Raw genomic sequence first — 20,233 nt, 5'->3', positions numbered from 1 at the left:
ATCACTTTCATCGGCATTACGCGCGTTTCGCCGCACAATTACCGCATTCGATCCGATTAATTAGCCCGATAATTGCTGGTTTTTATCCGGCTGGCTCACTATAATCTCGCGCAACCTTTTTTCCCCTTCTGATACATGGCAAGCCACTCCTTTACTGGCTGGGATTACACTTTATGAGCGAAAAATACGTCGTTACCTGGGATATGTTGCAAATTCACGCCCGCAAACTGGCAAAGCGTTTACTGCCAGCCGAGCAATGGAAAGGTATCATCGCGGTAAGCCGTGGTGGGTTAGTTCCGGCTGGTATTCTGGCGCGTGAGCTGGGTATTCGTTATGTAGACACCGTTTGCATTTCTAGCTATGACCATGATAATCAACGTGATCTTAAAGTCCTGAAACGTGCTGAAGGCGACGGTGAAGGCTTTATTGTAATTGATGATTTGGTTGATACCGGCGGTACTGCGAAAGCTATCCGTGATATGTATCCGAAAGCACACTTTGTTACTATTTTTGCCAAACCTGCTGGTCGCCCATTAGTTGATGACTATGTGGTTGATATCCCTCAGGGTACCTGGATTGAGCAGCCGTGGGACATGGCAGTAACATTTGTTGCTCCTTTAAGCGGTAAGTAATTTAGTTGGCTTTAAACGCCTGGTCAGTTCCGGGCGTTTCATTTTCTCCGTAGTATGAGTACACTTGACCCCATCTGACCAGCCCTTATCGGGCCTGAATCACGGCTTATGGAGGCTATCGTTATCATGGCACAAGCCAACCTCTCTGAAATTCTGTTTAAACCAAAATTCAAACATCCTGAAACCTCAACTCTCGTGCGGCATGCTCACTGCAACCATCCTATGACAGTGCATTCTGCTTTGGACGGTGATACCACCAGCCATTGGTATCGGATGATCAACCGCTTGATATGGACCTGGCGCGGTGTCGATCCTCTTGAAATCGAAGAAGTGTTGTCACGCATTGCCTGTTCAAAGGCGGAACACAGCGATAACGAACTGCTAGATACTGTAGTGGGCTATCGCAATGGTAACTGGATTTATGAGTGGGCCCATCAGGGGATGCTGTGGCAGCAAAAAGCCATGGAAGAGACCGACCCATTGAATGCCGGTCAATACTGGTTAAATGCGGCCAACTTATACAGCATTGCGGGTTATCCACATTTGAAAGGCGATGAGTTGGCCGAACAAGTCGAGGTGTTATCAAACCGCGCCTATGAAGCCGCCGCTGAACATCTGCCGTATAACCTAAAAGAGCTTAATTTTGCTATTTCAGATGGCGGTACGCTGGCGGGTTTCCTGCATATGCCCACAGTCGGCAGTGCGCCATTCCCAACGGTATTGATGTGCGGTGGATTGGATACATTGCAAAGTGACTATCATCGATTGTTCCGTGACTATCTGGCCCCGAAAGGGATAGCCATGTTGACAGTGGACATGCCATCGGTGGGGGCTTCATCGCGTTGGAAGTTAACGCAGGATACCAGTTATCTGCATCAGCAAGTATTGCAGGCATTACCAGGTATCCCTTGGGTTGATCATCAGCGGGTCAGTGTTTTCGGTTTCCGTTTCGGTGCCAACGTGGCGGTGCGCCTGGGGTATTTAGAACCCCAGCGGGTGCGTGCTGTGGCATGTCTCGGGCCGATTGTGCATCATCTTCTGTGTAATGCTGACAGTCAACACCAGGTGCCAGATATGTATATGGATGTTATGGCCAGCCGATTGGGAATGGCTGATGCGGCAGATGAAACGCTTAGAACAGAAATGAACAGTTATTCGCTGAAAACACAGGGGTTACTGGGGCGGCGTTGCCAAACCCCTATGTTGGCGGGGTACTGGGAAAATGATCCATTCAGCCCGAAAGAAGAGGCGAAGTTAATTTGTTCTTCCTCGGCGGATGGCAAGCTATTACCTATATCATCAACGCCGCTGTACGACAATTTCCACCGTGCATTATTGCAAGCCAGTCAGTGGTTAGAAGATAAAATGCGTTAATGAGTTGCTAATTTTTAACAGTTTGCTAAAAAGGATCGTCTATATAAGGAGATTTAAGAATGACGTCGACCAGTGCTCATCCTAAAAGTAAGCTTATGAAACGTTTTGCCGCTTTAGGACCATATCTGCGTGAAGGGCAGTGCCAGAGTGACCATTTTTTCTTTGACTGTTTAGCTGTTTGCGTCAATGTGAAGCTTGCCCCTGAGAAACGTGAGTTTTGGGGCTGGTGGATTGAGTTGGAACCGGCAGAAGACCATTTTACCTACGTTTACCAGTTTGGCCTGTTTAATAAAGAAGGCAATTGGAAAGCGGAAAAGATTAAAGATCCTGAAATACAAGAGAAACTGGAGACCACGCTGCGTGGTTTCCATAAACGCCTTGCTGAGATGTTGACTTCAATTGAAATGAGGTTGGAACCAGCACAGCATTTTAGCGAGCAGCCGATTAAGCTGTCTGCTTAAAAGACAGTTTGTTAATACCTAATTAAGCAGAATATTCCCCCTTTAGCACAATAAAAGGGGGAATTTCTCATTCTGACTGTTGGCATTATGCCTCCCGCCTGCTACAAAGACCCATCCCCTTCGTACTTAGCGCCGTAGGGTTGTTAGTTATATTCACTCACCCGAATCAGGTTTGATCTTACATGAATAAGCTCATCGGGATGAGTTCGCTGGCAGCCATACTGCAACTCCAATTACTTTGGGTATATATTGTTTCTTTTATTCATTCCAATGGCAGAAAAATTATGAGTGGCAGCCAGACATTGGTTGTGAAATTGGGGACGAGTGTTCTGACCGGCGGTTCCCGTCGTCTTAACCGTGCCCATATTGTTGAACTGGTGCGCCAATGTGCCCAGCAACACGCAAAAGGTCATCGTATTGTTATTGTCACCTCCGGGGCGATTGCTGCCGGGCGTGAACACTTGGGTTATCCAGAATTGCCTGCCACTATTGCCTCAAAGCAACTGCTAGCCGCAGTCGGGCAAAGCCGGTTAATTCAGCTCTGGGAACAACTGTTTTCCATCTATGGCATCCACATCGGTCAGATGTTACTGACCCGTGCTGATTTGGAGGATCGAGAGCGTTTTCTCAATGCCCGTGACACCATGAATGCCTTGCTGGATAACCGTATCGTACCGGTAATCAATGAGAATGATGCTGTCGCCACCGCTGAAATCAAAGTAGGCGATAACGATAATCTTTCTGCACTGGCGGCCATTCTTGCCGGTGCCGATAAGCTACTGCTATTGACTGATCAGGCTGGGTTATACACGGCTGATCCGCGTAACAATCCTGAAGCTGAGCTTATTCGCGAAGTGCATGGTATTGATGATGCTTTGCGCGGCATTGCTGGCGATAGCGTCTCAGGCCTTGGCACTGGCGGTATGGCCACTAAACTGCAAGCCGCGGATGTTGCCTGCCGCGCCGGTATTGATGTGATTATTGCGGCGGGCAGTCAGTCCGGTGTCATTGCGAATGTGATCGATGGCACACCAGTCGGTACCCGCTTCCATGCGCTGGAAACACCGCTGGAAAACCGCAAACGCTGGATTTTTGGTGCGCCGCCAGCGGGTGAAATCACCATCGATGATGGGGCTGTAGCCGCCATTATGGAACGGGGGAGTTCGCTGCTGCCCAAAGGTATTCGCAATGTTCAAGGGGATTTCTCCCGCGGTGAAGTGATCCGTATCCGCAATCTTGGCGGGCGGGATTTGGCCCACGGTGTATCACGCTATAACAGCGATGCGCTGCGCATGTTAGCGGGGCATCACTCGCAACAAATCAGTGAAATCCTCGGGTACGAATATGGCCCGGTGGTGGTTCATCGTGACGATATGATTGTCAGCTAAGGAGCGAGCATGAGCATGCTGGAACAGATGGGGAAAGCCGCCAAACAGGCTTCCTGGCAATTGGCGATGTTGAGCACAGCAAAGAAAAATCAGGCATTGGCAGTGATAGCCAACCTGCTGGAATCTGAAAGTCAGACTATTTTGCATGCCAACGCGCAAGATATGCAGGCTGCACGTGATACGGGCATGAGCGAAGCACTGCTCGATCGGTTGTTATTGACACCGGCACGCTTAGCCGCCATTGCTAATGATGTGCGTCAGGTATGCCGCCTGAATGACCCTGTGGGGCGCGTTATTGATGGCAGCCTACTCGACAGCGGCTTAAAGCTGGAACGCCGCCGTGTGCCTCTGGGGGTGATTGGTGTCATTTATGAAGCCCGACCTAACGTTACGATTGATGTCGCCAGCCTCTGCTTGAAAACCGGCAATGCCGTGATTTTGCGGGGCGGGAAAGAGACTCATCACACTAATCAGGCAACAGTGAAGGTTATCCAACAGGCGCTGGAGCAATGCGGTTTACCCGCAGCGGCAGTGCAGGCGATTGAAAGCCCGGATCGGGAATTGGTTAATCAGTTACTGCGTATGGACCGCTATGTCGATATGTTGATTCCACGCGGTGGCGCGGGTTTACATAAACTGTGCCGTGAGCAATCAACCATTCCGGTCATTACTGGTGGTATTGGGGTTTGCCATACCTTTGTTGATGAAAGTGCTGATGTTGAGAAAGCGTTGTTGGTGATTGAAAACGCCAAAATTCAGCGGCCAAGTGCATGTAACTCATTAGAAACTTTGCTGGTTCACCAGGCCATTGCTGAGCGCTTCCTGCCAGTACTCAGTACCCGAATGCATGCCTTTGGCGTGACACTGCATGCCAGCCCGCAGGCGCTGCCATATCTGGCGCAAGGTAAGGCCAAGGTGGTGGCCGTTGAAGCAGCAGATTACGACGATGAATGGCTATCACTGGATCTGAACGTGGATATCGTTACTGATATTGATGCTGCCATCGACCATATTCGCGAGCATGGTACCAGCCATTCTGACGCTATTTTGACCCGCTCACTCAGTAGTGCTGAACATTTTGTCCGCGCGGTGGATTCATCGGCGGTTTATGTCAATGCCAGTACCCGCTTTACCGATGGTGGGCAGTTTGGTTTGGGGGCCGAGGTCGCTGTGAGTACGCAAAAACTTCATGCACGTGGCCCGATGGGGTTAGATGCGTTGACAACCTATAAGTGGATTGGCTATGGCGACGATTTAGTGCGTAGTTGATTTACGTTTGATAGAAATATGAACAGTAAAGCGACATCTGGCTGCTGCTGATGTCGTTTTATTTTTCTCTCTGGTTAATTCCCCCAGTTAAGCATACGTCTTTAATTGTGAAATAGATCATTATTCAATGTAACGTGTTTATGGCTATTCATCAATTTACCTGCCTAAAAATAGATAACCAAACACTTGTTGGGTTGCTTCTGCGTGTATTGTTATCCTCTTGATTATCTATCTTTATTTTTAGTGGAATATTCTTCTTATCGGAATATCACTATTTAAAACTTATTTTTCCATCGGAATAACTTGAGTTGCATCACAGAAAAAGTGCTGTAACTGCTTGAAAACACGCTTACGATCGTTCTCTCAACTTTGCTATAGAGTAATAAAATACGCTTTACTCTATTTCGGCAAAATAATAAAACAAGCACATGTTTAAAAACAAACAAGTGTCCATTATGACCAGCCGAGAAAAACAAATATTGCAGCTTCTGAGACGAGATCCATTGATCCCCCAGCAAGAGATTGCCGATATTCTAGGCATTAGTCGCTCGGGTGTTGCGGGTCACATTATGAATCTGATGCAAAAAGGTTATATCAAAGGGAAGGGATATATATTATCAGAGCACAGTTATGTGGTGGTGGTTGGCTCGGTAAATATGGATGTTTGTGGTTATGCAGCCAGCAAGCTCATTTATGAAGATTCTAATCCGGGGAAGATAAAATGCACCCCAGGCGGTGTTGGGCGAAATATTGCTGAAAATATCGCGCTATTAGGCAAGGAGTGCCATCTCATCTCGGTGGTGGGTGATGATTTTTATGGCGCGACCCTGATTGATGAAGCTAAACGCGCCGGTGTTAATGTCAGTAATTGCCACAGTTTACACGGCGAAAATACCTCTACTTATGTCTCGTTACTTGATGACGGTGGCGAAATGTTAGTGGCAATTAATGATATGCGCATATTAGAAAAACTAACGCCGTCATTATTAGCGACCACTAAGGAGATAATTCAACACGCTGGAATATTAGTCGTTGATTGTAATTTAACCGAAGAGGCCCTCTCATGGATATTTACCAATGCCGGTAATGTGCCGGTATTCGTCGATACTGTCTCGGCTTTCAAAGCGCCCAGAATTAAGAACTGGTTATCCCATATTCACACGTTAAAACCTAATCGTCTGGAAGCTGAAATACTCAGTGGCATAAAAATTAATAGCCATGATGATATTCCGACGGTAGCACAATGGTTTCATCAGCAAGGTGTCCAGCGCCTGGCATTAAGTATGGGCAAAGAGGGCGTTTACTTCAGTGAAATTGACGGCCAGGTTGGTTGGTCATTACCACTGAATATTAACATTGTGAATGTCACCGGTGCCGGAGACGCCATGATGTCTGGGTTAGCAAGTTGCTGGCTGGATGATATGGAATTTGCTGAGAGTATCCGTTTTGCTCAAGGGTGTTCAGCATTAACGCTCTCTTCGGAACTGACCAATAACCCCAATCTGTCAAATGGCAGTGTTAAAAAACTATTGGAATTACAACCATGATAAATAACGCAATGGCACAATCTTATTTAGATATATCACCAGAGGTTGCACAGGCTTTGGCGCAAAATAAAGCCGTCGTCGCATTAGAATCTACCATTATTTCTCATGGGATGCCTTATCCACAAAATGTAGAAACAGCGTTATTGGTAGAGCAGAAAATTCGTGAGAATGGAGCCGTTCCTGCCACTATTGCCGTTATAAACGGCCGGATGAAAGCGGGTCTATCCCGTGACGAAATAGAATTGCTGGGCAAAGAAGGCCATAGCATTATGAAAGTCAGTCGCCGTGATTTGCCTTTTGTAGTAGCAAATGGGCAACATGGTGCCACAACAGTGGCTTCCACCATGATTATTGCAGAAATGGCGAAGATTAAGGTTTTTGCGACCGGTGGTATTGGTGGTGTACACCGTGGTGCGGCCACCACATTTGATATTTCAGCCGATTTACAGGAATTGGCGAAAACTAATGTGACTGTGGTTTGCGCCGGCGCTAAATCTATTTTGGACTTAGGTCTAACCATGGAATATCTGGAAACTAATGGGGTGCCGGTTATCGGTTATCAGACCCGGTCACTGCCCGCCTTCTTCTGCCGGACCAGCCCGTTTGAGGTCAGTATTACCTTAGACAGTGCTGAGCAAATTGCGGCAGCAATGAACGCCAAATGGAGTATGGGCCTGCGCGGAGGAATGGTTGTCGCCAACCCAATTCCACCACAATACGCATTATCAGAAGGGATGATCAATGCTGCCATCGATCAGGCAGTAACAGAATCAGAAGAGCAGGGGGTTATCGGTAAAGAAAGTACACCATTCCTGTTGGCGAGGGTGGCTGAATTAACTGGCGGTGACAGTTTAAACGCTAATATACAGTTGGTATTTAATAATGCGCAATTAGCCGCCAAAATTGCCTGCTCATATCAGAGCATTATTTAATAAAGAACAGTAACACGCTTTAAATATTGCCCTTATTACAAAATACTTGCTCATATCTTTGAGGTGCCCTGACACATTTGTTGTCCGAGGGGCACCTTTTCGAGCATGAGCTATCTATATAGTAACTTCGAGGTACTTCGGGGGATTTATGGATTTATTGCGTAGTTTGGCGGGGATATGCATCTTATTGTTTATCGCCTATGTTTTTTCAGTAAATAAAAGAAAGATAAGATTACGGACCGTAGGGGCTGCATTATTGTTACAGATAACATTGGGTGCAGTCATGCTCTATGTCCCTGCTGGGAAGTGGTTTATCTCTTCTATTGCTAATACAGTGAATAGAGTCATTTCGTATAGTGATGCGGGTAGCGCATTTATTTTTGGCGGTTTAGTTAGCCCAAAAATGAATGAGTTATTTGACGGTGCAGGTTTTGTCTTTGCTTTCCATGTTTTGCCGGCCATTATTTTCATCACTTCATTAATTTCTATTCTTTACTATCTTGGCATTATGGGATGGTTGATTAATATTCTTGGGTCTATATTTCAAAAGTTACTCGGTATCAGTAAAGTAGAGTCATTTGCCGCCGTCACCACCATCTTCCTTGGTCAGAATGAGATCCCCGCAGTCGTTAAACCCTTTATTAATAAGATGAACAGCAATGAACTGTTTACCGTCATCTGTAGCGGTATGGCATCCATCGCGGGTTCTATGTTGGTAGGCTATGCAGGGTTAGGGGTTCCGATTGAATATTTGTTGGCTGCTTCGTTAATGGCTATCCCTGGCGGGATATTATTTGCGCGTATTATCAGCCCGGCGACAGAAGAGTCAAAAGTTGAATTCAATGAGATGACATTCAGTGACAAACGTCCTGCCAGTATTATCGAAGCCGCAGCCAGCGGTGCCATGCTGGGGTTAAAAATTGCCGTTGGGGTTGCCACTGTCGTGATGGCATTTGTTGCATTGATTGCGTTAATTAACGGCATTATTGGCGGAATTGGCGGCATCTTTGGTTTCGAACACCTCAGTCTGGAAAGTATCCTTGGCTATGTGTTCTCGCCTCTGGCTTATATTATGGGCGTATCCTGGGAACATGCTTCACTGGCGGGTGGTTTTATCGGCCAGAAATTAGCGATTAACGAGTTTGTAGCCTATCTGAGTTTCTCTCCTTATCTGAAAGAAACCATCGCGACGTTAGATGTAAAAACGATTGCCGTTATCTCTTTTGCGTTGTGTGGTTTTGCCAATTTTGGCTCAATTGCTGTAGTGGTAGGTGCTTTCAGTGCCGTAGCACCTGAGAGAGCCTCTGAAATTGCGCGCTTAGGATTCCGTGCACTGCTGGCGGCGACACTATCTAATCTGATGAGCGCTACTATTGCCGGGCTGTTTATTGGTTTGGGGAGTTTATTACCGGGCTAGGGTTATTGATATCTCTTCTGGTGCATTAATCTACCAAGTAAAAGGATTAATGCACTAATCAATCATTTAATCTTGCAGATGCCCTTTGAGATAGCCACCATTCAAAGCCTATGTGGATTTCTTACACCTTGAAATCTATGAGATATAGTTTAAATGATCAGATTTATATAAAAATAATTAAAGTAATTCAAACATCTGCCGATAATCATCCTGATATTTATATGCTTATTAAAAATAATCTGGGCAGCCAGAGCAATAAATTAATGATGGGGAATGGCCGGTGAGCGAAACGTCTAAAGAGAATTTTGTTAAAACGAATAAATTAGCGATCTGTGCAATTCTTCGAGATTTAAAGAAGAACGATACCGCAGTGATGGTTATCCATGCCCGTGGACAATTTATCAGCCGTATTCTGGATGTGGTACCTGAGACGAATCAGTTTATTTTTGATTTTGGCAGTGTAGAACATGAGAACACACTGGCCCTTGCAGCCAACCAATTGACTATTATTGCAGAACCCACTGGCGCAAAAATTGAATTTACCTTTAATCAACTGAAAAGCATAAAATATTTATCATTACCTGCTTTTAGTGCGGCCATTCCTGAGCAGCTTTACTTCATTCAACGGCGGGAGTATTTTCGGGTAAACATTCCTCAGTGGCCTCCCTATTATTGTTCTGGCAAATTCTCTGATGGCAGTAAATTCTCGTATATGTTGGGTGATATTTCTCTGGGTGGCATGGGGTTGTATGCAGTGAAGGGCAGTGAGTTCCCCCTTCAGGAATGCGGTATTTTACAGGATGTCTCAGTGGATTTAGGTAGCTTTGGTGTTTTTAAGCTGGATCTGCAATTTATCCGTGCCATCGATAAACAGGTCGTAAATAACAAGGGTGAAACCCTCACCGTTCAACGCTTGAGTTTTAAATTCCCTCGCTTAAGTCCCATGCAAGAAAAAGGGCTGCAACGCGCTATTTTTGAGTTAGAGAAACAGCAAACAGCCAAAGCGCGAAAATTTCAAGACAACCTCTAGTTTTTAAAAGTATGGGGTGATTACTGACAGTCTGTGTAATAGTGGCAAAGCAGCAGGTATTTAAATTCCAGTACCTGTCAGTAATGTAACCTTTTGATTTATTTCTCTCCTTTTATGCCCTGATCCTTAATTTCTCCTTTGGGCTATAGTTAATACTATTCAGCTTTTTTGCTGTCGTACGTTTATGGCGTATCGTCCGCCTTTACTCGCCTCTTTTTTATGACTGGATGCTGTGGCGTATCAGTCTTTTGCTTTCTACCTTCACTCGGCATTTTTGACAGCATTCTGCCTGTAAGGCTGTTTTCTGCTCAATATCACGCGGCTCGCACGGCTCAGGAAGCTCACCTGAGCAATCCGTTTGGATACGCCTTTTACTGGCTATTCCCGACTTTTCATTATGCAGATTGCCATCAGTCTGTATGAGCACCCGACCAGAAAGGTACCTATGAACTTATTTCTAAAGGCTATTCTTGGATCACGAACTATTTTTGGATCACCTATCGCAGCGACCCCCTGGCATGATTCTGCACCCGTAAGAGAAGAACTATTCAGTGTGGAGCGTTTGGAAGAGCATGCTGAAAGCCTCGCCAAAGCCCAGTCGATAACTACCCACCCACCACGGGTATCTACTCTGCATGCCCGCCTGAATGATAACGCCAATACCTTGTTGGCAGCATATCGGGCCAGTGCCGCAGAGTTGGAGAATGGCCGCGCAGTCGTTCCTGCGGCTGAGTGGTTGTTGGATAATTATCATCTGGTTGAAGAGCAAATTCGCGAGATCCGTGATGATTTGCCTCCGGGTTATTACCGCCAACTACCGAAACTGGCCGATGGCCCCTTCGCCGGCTATCCACGCGTATTTGGCATTACCTGGGCTTTTGTGGCACACACTGACAGCCATCTGGACCCAGAGGTTTTGTGTCGTTTTATTATGGCGTATCAGCGTGTTCAACCGCTGACTATCGGCGAACTTTGGGCCGTGGCGATTACTCTGCGTATTGTGCTGATAGAGAATTTACGTCGTCTGGCCGATCAGATAACACAAGGACGTAAAGCCCGTTCGGATGCCGAGGCGCTGGCGAATCGCTTATTAGAAGCCGGAGATAGCCAATTGGCGTTGGAGTCCGATATGGCCGTGCGCTCCAGTGAGCCATTATCTGAACAATTTGCCTCTCAACTGGCAAAGCGGTTACGGGATCAGGATCCGCGCACAACGCCAGCGTTGGGCTGGCTGGAAGATCGTCTTAACTCACAAGGGCTATCAATTAGTGAAGTGGTACAACGAGCCCAATTACGGCAGGGTTCGTCTAATGTTTCGGTCCGCAATGTGATTACCAGTATGCGGTTAATCTCGGATATTGATTGGGCTGATTTGTTTGAGAGCGTGAGTCTGGTTGATGAATGCTTACGCCAGGGCAGCACCTTTGCCAGTATGGATTTTCAAACCCGCAATCTGTATCGCAGCGCCATCGAACAATTATGCCGTGGTTCCACCTTCACTGAACTTGAAATTGCAGGTCTTGCTCTGCAAGTTGCGCAGAGTACAGCCGAAACCGCAGAACCAGAGAATGTCGAACGTTGCCGTGACCCAGGTTATCACTTGATTGGGGCAGGAAGGCGTGAACTGGAGAATCAACTCAGATTCAGTCCTTCAATACGTTTATGGTTTAGCCGCTTGAGTGTCAGCTTTGGTGTTGGCGGTTATATGGGGGCCATTTTTCTGGTTACCGCCGGATTGCTGGCATTGGCGCTGTGGGCGCTCTCCTTCCCCGGACTGGCGGTGGGCTGGCTGGTATTATTTACCTTAATCGCATTTATTCCAACGACAGACGTAGCGACAGCTCTGGTAAACCGTATTATTACCTGGAGTTTTGGGGCCACTATTTTACCTGGGCTGGAATTAGCCGGTGGCGTGCCTGATGCATTACGTACATTGGTGGTGGTACCCACGTTACTCACCAGTAAAGACGATTTACTTGAGCAAGTCGAACAGCTAGAAGTCCATCATTTATCCGGGGCTAGCGGTTCCCTTACTTTTGCCCTGTTACTGGATGGGGTTGATGCTGACCAGCAAGTTACCCCAAGTGATGGTCCGTTATTGGCATTGGCTGATGCGGCTATTGCACGGCTTAACCAACAATATGGTCCCGGCCCAGCGGGGCCGCGTTTCCTGTTGCTGTACCGTCAGCGGCGGTTTAATGAAAATGAAAACTGTTGGATGGGCTGGGAGCGCAAGCGCGGTAAGCTGCATGAGCTTAACCGCCTGTTACGCGGTGCAACGGACACCTCATTTATTGCTACCGCGGCCGGTGAGCCACAGGTGCCAACTGATGTGCGCTATGTCATTACGCTGGATGCCGATACCCGTCTTCCTCGCGATGCTGCCTTGCACTTGATTGGCAAAATGGCACATCCCCTTAATCAGCCGCGCTTCAGTGCTGACAAACAGCGGATCACTGATGGTTATGGCATCCTTCAGCCACGGGTGACGCTGGCATTACCAATGGGGAAAGGGGGATCGTTATACCAACGGGTGTTTTCCGGCCCAGGGGGGATGGACCCTTACGCCGCCGCAGTTTCAGATGTTTATCAGGATATGTTTGGCGAAGGCTCTTATACCGGCAAAGGTATTTATGATGTTGATGCGTTTGAAGCCGCGCTGGCAGGCAGGGTGCCGGAAAATGCCTTACTCAGCCATGACCTGTTTGAGGGGATTTTTGCCCGGGCCGGATTAGCCTCTGATATTGAAGTGGTTGAAGAGTCACCCGCCCGTTATGACGTAGTGACTAAGCGTCAGCATCGCTGGACGCGGGGTGACTGGCAATTACTGCGTTGGGTGGTCAAAAACGGTAAAGATAGTAAGAATGTTCCGTTGCTAGGCCGCTGGAAAATGGTGGATAACTTGCGCCGCTCGCTGGTCGCCCCCTTTGCACTGATGTTGTTGGGTTGCAGTTGGATGCTCCCCATGCCTGCTGCGTGGGTTGGGGTACTGCTGGTTATCATGTTGGTTGCGCTGCCCTCTTTTCTGCCAATTTTGTTCTCCTTATGGCCGGCTCAGAATATTCGGTTGAGTAACCATTTACGTTCTTTACTCGATGATACTAAGCGGGCAGGCAGTCAGACGTTATTATCATTAACTTTCCTGGCCGACCACGCCTGGCAGATGGTTGATGCTATTGGCCGTACGTTAATTCGCCTGTTTATTACCCATCGCAATTTACTGGAGTGGACGACCGCCGCACAATCTGCCGGTAAACCCCACTCCGGTGTCGCAGGATTTTATCGCCATATGGCAGGCGGTACGCTATGGGGAGGGCTGATGGTTATCATCGCATTGATGGTTTCTCCCGCTGCCTGGCCACTGATTTTGCCCTTTGCCATTTTATGGTTTTTTGCACCGGTCATCGCCTGGTGGACCAGCCGCTTCTATCAGGTAGCACAACATAAACCGATCACGGCTGAAGATATCCCAGAATTGCGTCTGATCGCCCGACGCACTTGGCGCTTCTTCGAAACCTTTGTTACGCCAGATGAAAATATGCTGCCGCCTGATAACTTTCAGGAAGATCCCAAACCTGTGGTAGCGCACCGTACTTCACCGACCAATATGGGCCTGTACTTACTCTCTACCGTGGCTGCTCGTGATTTTGGCTGGGCGGGTACTTTTCGCACCTTGGTTCGACTGGAAACAACCTTTGAAACCTTTCATAAGCTGGCACGTTTCAGAGGACATTTCTTTAACTGGTATGGCACACAGGATTTACGGGCGCTGGAACCGGCTTATGTTTCTTCCGTAGATAGCGGTAACCTGGCCGGGCATTTGATTGTGCTAGCCAATACTTGTGAGGAGTGGGCGGCAGAACCGCTAGCGGCTAACGGTGCTAAAGGGTTGATGGATAATCTGCTGTTGGCTGAAATTTCCTTTAAAGCGTTGCCACCAGGTGATGCTGATTTTAAACGTAAGTTGTGGGCGGTGTTGGAACAAATCCGTATGGATTTAAAGGGCGTGGATGATGCTCAAATGTTGCCGCTGTCGTTGAAGTCGTTATTGGCAAAAGCCTCCGCGATGGTGCATGGTGTCGCGCGTCCTATCGATGATAATGCATTTATTGACTTAAGTTATTGGATTGAAGCACTGATTCTGGCTGCCGCTGAACATGAATATGACCAGCAATTGACGCAAGAGATGCAAGAGCTGGTGAATGATCGGTTGCTGAAATTGGCAGCCGAAGCCCGCCATATGGCACTGACGATGGATTTTGCCTTCTTACTCGATCCCGAACGTAAATTGTTATCCATTGGTTATTCGCTGGTGGATAACAGCCTTGATCCGAGTTGCTACGATTTATTGGCTTCTGAGGCTCGCCTTGCCAGCCTGTTTGCTATTGCCAAAGGGGATGTACCTACCCGCCATTGGTTCCGTCTGGGACGAGCGGCAACTCCCATTGGTAAAGGAGCTGCGCTGATTTCATGGTCTGGCTCGATGTTTGAATACCTGATGCCATCATTGGTGATGCGTGCGCCCGCAGGCAGTTTGCTGGAACAAACTAATCAACTGGTGGTTGAACGGCAACAGGCCTATGGCCGCAGTTTGAATATTCCCTGGGGCATCTCTGAGTCAGCGTACAGTGCACGTGATATTGAGTTTACTTATCAATATTCTAACTTCGGTGTCCCTGGGTTGGGGTTAAAACGCGGTTTATCAGAAAATACCGTAATCGCGCCTTATGCTACCGGGCTGGCAGCCATGGTTGATCCACACGGTGCGCTGCAAAACTATGAAAAACTGGCGGAGATGGGCGCGTTAGGCCGCTATGGTTTCTATGAAGCATTGGATTTCACCCGCTCGCGCTTACCGGAAAATCAGCAGGTGGTGATTGTACGCAACTATATGGCGCACCATCAGGGGATGACCATTGTTGCCATTGCGAATACCTTACTACAAGGGCGGATGCGCAACCGTTTCCACCATGAGCCGATGATTCAGGCCTGCGAATTATTGTTACAGGAACGGATGCCACGCAATGTGGCGATTACTTATCCTCGCACCGAGGAAGTGTTGCTCTCGGCGCTGGCAGACAGTGCATTACCTACCGTTCGTCGCCTGTCCTCACCGGTTATCGGTGCACCAGTGACTCACCTGTTATCCAATGGCCGTTATGCCGTGATGCTAACCAGCGCGGGGGCCGGTTACAGCCGGTGGTTGGATGTTGCAGTCACTCGCTGGCGGGAAGATGCTACTTGTGATGATTATGGCTCCTTTATTTTCCTGCGCGACTTACGCAGTGGTCGCAGTTGGTCTGCCGGGGCGCAATTAGCGGCCAGTGATAATGCGCATCGCGAGGTGATTTTCGGTGAGGATCATGCCGAATTTATCTGCCGCGACGGTACGCTGACCAGCACCATGGATGTGTTGATTTCCAGCGAAGATGATGGCGAAGTACGACGGATCTCGTTACTTAACACGGGCCGGCGTGCGCGGGAGATTGAACTGACATCGTATGCTGAAGTGGTACTCACTGCGGCCTCAACAGACAGTGCACATCCGGCATTTGCCAAAATGTTTGTGGTCACTGAATATCTGGCGGAATTGGGGGCATTAATTGCAACGCGACGGCCAAGAACAGCGCAAGAACCGCAAGTCTGGGCCGCGCATTTCTTGGTTACCGATGGGTTGCCTATGCGTGAACTGCAATATGAATCGGATCGTGCCAAGTTTATCGGTCGCGGTAACCGGGTGACGACCTCGCAGGCAATGCAGGTGGATGTAGACCTATCCAATACCGTGGGAACGGTTCTTGACCCCATATTCTCACTGCGCCAGAGCCTACTGATCCCTGCGGGTAAAACTGTCACCGTTTCTTTCTGGACACTGATCGCTTCATCGAAAGAAGATTTGCTGGATATGGTGGATAAACACCGTGACCGCAGTGCGTATGACCGCGCTAAAACACTGGCCTGGACCCAGGCACAGGTGCAATTGCGCCATCTGGAAATCAACGCTGAAGAAGCGGCAGATTTTCAGCAACTGGCCGCACCTATTCTGTATGCCGATGCCCGCTTCCGTTCGCCATCAACGACTATCATGTGCGGTGCTGGGAGCCAATCAACTTTATGGACTCAATCAATATCAGGTGATTTACCAATAGTTCTGCTGCGCATTGATGACATCGAAGATATAGATCAGGTGCGTCAGTTACTGCGCGCACATGAATACTGGCATATGAAACGTTTGGCGGTTGATCTGGTTATCATCAATGAGCGGGCGTCTTCTTATGTGCAAGATTTACAAATCGCCATCGAAACTGCCGTGCGTAGTAGCCAATCACGGCCCCACTTGGGTGATCAGCTACGACAAGGTTCGGCCTATGCCTTACGTGCTGATCTGATGAGTGTGGAGACTCGATCACTGCTACGCTCGGTTGCGCGGGTGGTGCTATCTGCCCGTTATGGCACATTAGGTAATCAGCTTAACCACCTGTTATTCACTCTGGACAAAAAAGTTGTCCCATCAGATAAAAAATTGTTCGCCTCAGATAAAAAGTTATTCATATCAGATAAACGCCTGCTAGCGCAGGATAAAAAGTTATTAACAGTGGAGAAGAAAGCCAGTCTCTCACTGGCCAAACCGGCTAATTCGCCAACGGCAACCTTGTTACCATTACCTGAAAACCTCGAGTTCTTTAATGGTCTGGGTGGGTTTGGCCTGCAAGGGCAGGAATATATCACTTGCCTGAATGATGGGGAAAATACCCCAGCACCCTGGATCAATGTCATTTCCAATCAGACCTTCGGTTTTCAGGTTTCGGCAACCGGTAGCGGTTATACCTGGGCTGAAAATAGCCGAGAAAACCAGATAACGCCGTGGCTCAACGACCCTGTTATTGATTCTTCTGGCGAATGCCTGTATCTGCGTGATGAAGACTCTGGGCTACTTTGGAGCCCTACGGCACAGCCGATCCGTGATGGTGGCACTTATATTGCTCGCCACGGTCATGGCTATAGCCGGTTTGAGCATCAGGCGAACGGTATTGGCATGGCGCTGGTGCAATATGTGCCGTTGACCGACCCTATCAAGATATCCCGCCTGACGCTGCGCAATATGTCGAATAAACCACGGCGTATCTCAGTGACAGCCTATGCTGAATGGGTGCTAGCCACCTCCCGTGGCGCGACTGGGCCATTCATTATTACCGAGATGGACGAGCTAACCGGTGCCATGCTGGCACGAAATCCGTGGAGTACCGCCTTCCCTGGCAGAGTTTCCTTCGCTGACTTGAATGGGCAGCAAAATAGCTGGACTGCCGACCGTAGCGAGTTCCTCGGCCATTACCGGAATAGCACCGCGCCGCTAGCGCTCACGGCAACAATACCACTTTCCGGTACAACCGGTGCCGGGTTCGATCCCTGTAGTGCGCTTCAGCAAACGATTGAACTGGCAGTCGGTGAGCAGGTAGAGGTGGTGTGGTTTATCGGTCAGTGTGCTTCTGTGAGTGAGGCACAAACATTGATTACACGCTACCGTGCGGCAAATTTGGATGCGGTGTTGTCTGACGTCACCGATTACTGGCGTACCTTGCTGGGGGCGATCCAGGTGAAAACGCCAGATCGGCAGATGGATATCATGCTCAATGGCTGGCTGCTTTATCAAACGCTGGCATGTCGCGTTTGGGCCAGGTCGGCGTTTTACCAGGCCAGTGGTGCTTATGGCTTCCGCGATCAATTACAGGACGGTATGGCGCTGACCTTTGTTCAACCGGATACGACAAGGCACCACCTGCTACGCGCCGCCGGGCGGCAATTTATCGAAGGTGATGTACAGCACTGGTGGTTGCCTCACTCTGGGCAGGGGGTGCGCACTCGCATCTCTGATGACCGGGTTTGGCTCTCTTTTGCCACCGCCACCTATATCCTTGCAAGCGGCGATACCGCAGTGCTGGATGAAATCGTGCCATTCCTCGAAGGGCCGATATTGCGCCCAGGTGAACACGATGCTTTCTTCCAGCCACTGGTAGCACAGGAAAGCGCTTCACTGTTTGACCATTGTGCCAAAGGGTTGGAGCAATGTATTGAACTGACTGGAGAGCTTGGTTTACCGCTGATGGGGACCGGCGACTGGAATGACGGTATGAACCGGGTTGGTGAAGAGGGAAAAGGGGAGAGTGTCTGGTTGGGGTGGTTATTGGTGGCAACACTGAAAATGTTTATTCCATTGGCCAGCGAGCGTGACCCTCGACGGGCCAGACAGTGGCAGGGCCATCTCACTGGATTAATCGCGGCATTAGAGCGGGAAGCATGGGATGGCGACTGGTATCGCCGTGCAACCTTTGATAATGGCAGTTGGCTAGGCTCCAAAGTATGCGGGGAGTGCCGTATTGACTCGATTGCCCAGTCATGGGCGGTGCTATCGGGAGCCGCAGATCCGCAACGAGTAGTACAGGCCATGGCGTCACTGGAGCAACATCTTATTCGCCCCGATGATGGGATGGCATTATTGTTCACACCACCTTTTGACAAAACGCCAGATGATCCGGGTTATATCAAGGGCTATCCTCCAGGTTTGCGGGAAAACGGCGGTCAATATAGCCATGCTGCTATGTGGGCGATTTTAGCCTTTACCGAATTGGGGGAAGGGGATAAAGCCCGCGACCTGTTTACATTACTTAATCCAATAAACCATGGCAAAACCCCTGAGGGGATTGCGCGTTACAAAGTCGAACCCTATGTGGTAGCCGCCGATGTCTATTCGGTCGCGCCGCATGTTGGGCGCGGCGGCTGGACGTGGTATACCGGTTCTGCCGGCTGGATGCAGCGTGCGGGTATGGAAGGTATCTTGGGGATCCGGCGTGAAGGCGAGGAACTGGTGATTAATCCTTGCATACCCGCCAGTTGGCCGGGGTTTGAGGTGACAGTTAGTCTGGCCAACACGCGGTATGTTATTCGTGTTGAAAGTCCGGCACAGCGCTGTCAGGGCATCAGTTCGGCGACATTGAATGGTTTAATGGTCACCTATCAATCTGACGGAGTGCGAGTGGCACTGGATGGCGGTGAATACGAACTGATTATTATTTTATAGCGAATATGGATTCAGTCGGGATAGTCAACGAGCACTATCTTGACTGAACAAAATAAAAACTGAAAAATATGTTGAATTATCATGCAACTGCCCCAATATTATAAGCTCCTTACTAAGGAGGTTTGCATATGGGAATTAGCGAAGAAGAGAGTATCCGCCGTCTGACTGATGAGAAAAACTCTATTGGTCATTCGGCTAAATGGGTGGCAATCATTTCTGCCGTCTATTTCGTTATGATGCTGTTTTATCAGCATGAATTAGGTGTATTAACCTTGGCTGGCGGGATTTTTGTCGTATCGTTTTCCATCTGGATGAAGAAACGCCAGAAAGTGAAATCTTACAAAAACCAACTGCAACAGATGGGCGAGGATAAAAAGCCTTAACGCTGTGAATTATCAGAACAACAATTTTATCATCACTACAGGCCTCAACCTGATAAAATGTTTGTCCGATGTTCAGGCTTCTATTTTTCGTTTGCAGTAATGCAAGCGCTGTTTGTTTGTTACCTTTCAGCCCCGTAGCCGTCTGTTGATTCTTATGGTTTTCTTGCCAGTGATTTGGACATATTAAATCCTGTTACTACAAATGCCATTTGTTCATACAATCTTTTAGCTTGTGGATTATCCGCAGCGACCCGCAGTTTTATCTCAAATATGTCCTGAGCAACCAGTATTTTTTCTAATTCCTGTAAACACGCGGAACCATAGCCTTTACGCTGATGGTGCGGCAGTACATAGAAATCTTTAATAAAAGCGGCATTGTCATTGCTAGCCTGGCCGAACCATAAATAGCCCACCAGTGCATTATTATCACTCTCGCTATCCTTATTTTCGATACAATATAGATGATCGCCGGGAGTATTAACGCCCTCAGGTAAGTAACCATCAAAAATTTGCGTTGCATGAGCTAATGCTTGCTCGGTGCTATAACCGCTATTAGCTGATAAATCTTGCGCATATTCAGTAATAAATAGATTCCGATAGTCGTTTAGCTCTTCGGTATGCATTGCTCTGAGTGTGACCATAATATTCCCTTGGTATTTGAAGCACTGAGGAGGTTAGCGGCACAGGCTCATTCCGTAATCTTATGGAATGCGTTTGCTGCCTG

At 48.3% G+C, this 20,233-nt stretch carries 12 protein-coding genes; 11 read left to right on the top strand and 1 reads right to left on the bottom strand.

Going from position 1 to position 20,233, the window contains the following annotated elements:
* The first annotated feature begins 173 nt into the window (after positions 1–173).
* The 11 genes from gpt to A6J67_RS21005 all read left to right on the top strand — a co-directional run bounded on the left by gpt (position 174) and on the right by A6J67_RS21005 (position 19,509).
* On the top strand, positions 174–632 hold the full coding sequence (gene gpt, locus A6J67_RS21055; RefSeq protein ID WP_005189217.1) for a xanthine phosphoribosyltransferase: 459 nt from the start codon (positions 174–176) through the stop codon (positions 630–632).
* Positions 633–758: 126 nt separating this feature from the next.
* Positions 759–2,006: an esterase FrsA gene (gene frsA / locus A6J67_RS21050; protein ID WP_080608415.1), complete on the top strand. Its 1,248-nt coding sequence runs from the start codon at positions 759–761 to the stop codon at positions 2,004–2,006.
* A gap of 59 nt (positions 2,007–2,065) precedes the next feature.
* Positions 2,066–2,467, top strand: coding sequence for a sigma factor-binding protein Crl (gene crl / locus A6J67_RS21045; RefSeq protein ID WP_050073452.1), 402 nt, complete (start codon positions 2,066–2,068; stop codon positions 2,465–2,467).
* Between the two features lie 284 nt (positions 2,468–2,751).
* Positions 2,752–3,855, top strand: a complete 1,104-nt coding sequence (proB, locus tag A6J67_RS21040; RefSeq protein ID WP_050297442.1) for a glutamate 5-kinase — start codon at positions 2,752–2,754, stop codon at positions 3,853–3,855.
* Positions 3,856–3,870: 15 nt separating this feature from the next.
* Entirely contained in the window at positions 3,871–5,124 is a 1,254-nt protein-coding gene (gene proA / locus A6J67_RS21035; protein ID WP_032907134.1) for a glutamate-5-semialdehyde dehydrogenase, read from the top strand.
* Between the two features lie 455 nt (positions 5,125–5,579).
* Entirely contained in the window at positions 5,580–6,671 is a 1,092-nt protein-coding gene (locus tag A6J67_RS21030; protein WP_230830779.1) for a PfkB family carbohydrate kinase, read from the top strand.
* Positions 6,668–7,603 (top strand): pseudouridine-5'-phosphate glycosidase, encoded by a 936-nt coding sequence (locus A6J67_RS21025; RefSeq protein ID WP_032907119.1) that lies wholly within the window; start codon positions 6,668–6,670, stop codon positions 7,601–7,603. Before A6J67_RS21030 ends, A6J67_RS21025 begins: the two co-directional genes overlap by 4 nt.
* Before the next feature lie 148 nt (positions 7,604–7,751).
* The gene (locus A6J67_RS21020) at positions 7,752–9,020 is read left to right on the top strand and encodes a NupC/NupG family nucleoside CNT transporter (protein WP_042569265.1); all 1,269 of its coding nucleotides are present in this window, start codon (positions 7,752–7,754) and stop codon (positions 9,018–9,020) included.
* A gap of 280 nt (positions 9,021–9,300) precedes the next feature.
* Complete coding sequence (locus A6J67_RS21015; RefSeq protein WP_032907123.1) at positions 9,301–10,050, top strand: flagellar brake protein; 750 nt, start codon at positions 9,301–9,303, stop codon at positions 10,048–10,050.
* A 445-nt stretch (positions 10,051–10,495) separates the two neighbouring features.
* Positions 10,496–19,126: a GH36-type glycosyl hydrolase domain-containing protein gene (locus tag A6J67_RS21010; protein WP_050297443.1), complete on the top strand. Its 8,631-nt coding sequence runs from the start codon at positions 10,496–10,498 to the stop codon at positions 19,124–19,126.
* Between the two features lie 128 nt (positions 19,127–19,254).
* A complete protein-coding gene (locus tag A6J67_RS21005) occupies positions 19,255–19,509 on the top strand; it encodes a hypothetical protein (protein WP_005189247.1) in 255 nt (84 codons plus the stop codon).
* 152 nt (positions 19,510–19,661) lie between these two features.
* Here the strand turns inward: A6J67_RS21005 and A6J67_RS21000 are convergent, their stop codons facing one another.
* Positions 19,662–20,150: a GNAT family N-acetyltransferase gene (locus A6J67_RS21000; RefSeq protein ID WP_050297410.1), complete on the bottom strand. Its 489-nt coding sequence runs from the start codon at positions 20,148–20,150 to the stop codon at positions 19,662–19,664.
* Positions 20,151–20,233 lie beyond the last annotated feature (83 nt).

The sequence above is a fragment of the Yersinia sp. FDAARGOS_228 genome, assembly GCF_002073315.2.
Lineage (GTDB): Bacteria > Pseudomonadota > Gammaproteobacteria > Enterobacterales > Enterobacteriaceae > Yersinia > Yersinia intermedia.
The sequence above is the reverse complement of the archived record's forward strand: the minus strand, read 5'-3'. Positions and strand labels throughout refer to the sequence as shown.

Excerpts from the sequence above, each read along its gene's own strand:
- gpt (WP_005189217.1), top strand. The coding sequence starts at position 174 with ATGAGCGAAAAATACGTCGTTACCTGGGATATGTTGCAAATTCACGCC.
- frsA (WP_080608415.1), top strand. The coding sequence starts at position 759 with ATGGCACAAGCCAACCTCTCTGAAATTCTGTTTAAACCAAAATTCAAA.
- crl (WP_050073452.1), top strand. The coding sequence starts at position 2,066 with ATGACGTCGACCAGTGCTCATCCTAAAAGTAAGCTTATGAAACGTTTT.
- proB (WP_050297442.1), top strand. The coding sequence starts at position 2,752 with ATGAGTGGCAGCCAGACATTGGTTGTGAAATTGGGGACGAGTGTTCTG.
- proA (WP_032907134.1), top strand. The coding sequence starts at position 3,871 with ATGCTGGAACAGATGGGGAAAGCCGCCAAACAGGCTTCCTGGCAATTG.
- A6J67_RS21030 (WP_230830779.1), top strand. The coding sequence starts at position 5,580 with ATGACCAGCCGAGAAAAACAAATATTGCAGCTTCTGAGACGAGATCCA.
- A6J67_RS21025 (WP_032907119.1), top strand. The coding sequence starts at position 6,668 with ATGATAAATAACGCAATGGCACAATCTTATTTAGATATATCACCAGAG.
- A6J67_RS21020 (WP_042569265.1), top strand. The coding sequence starts at position 7,752 with ATGGATTTATTGCGTAGTTTGGCGGGGATATGCATCTTATTGTTTATC.
- A6J67_RS21010 (WP_050297443.1), top strand. The coding sequence starts at position 10,496 with ATGAACTTATTTCTAAAGGCTATTCTTGGATCACGAACTATTTTTGGA.
- A6J67_RS21005 (WP_005189247.1), top strand. The coding sequence starts at position 19,255 with ATGGGAATTAGCGAAGAAGAGAGTATCCGCCGTCTGACTGATGAGAAA.
- A6J67_RS21000 (WP_050297410.1), bottom strand. The coding sequence starts at position 20,150 with ATGGTCACACTCAGAGCAATGCATACCGAAGAGCTAAACGACTATCGG.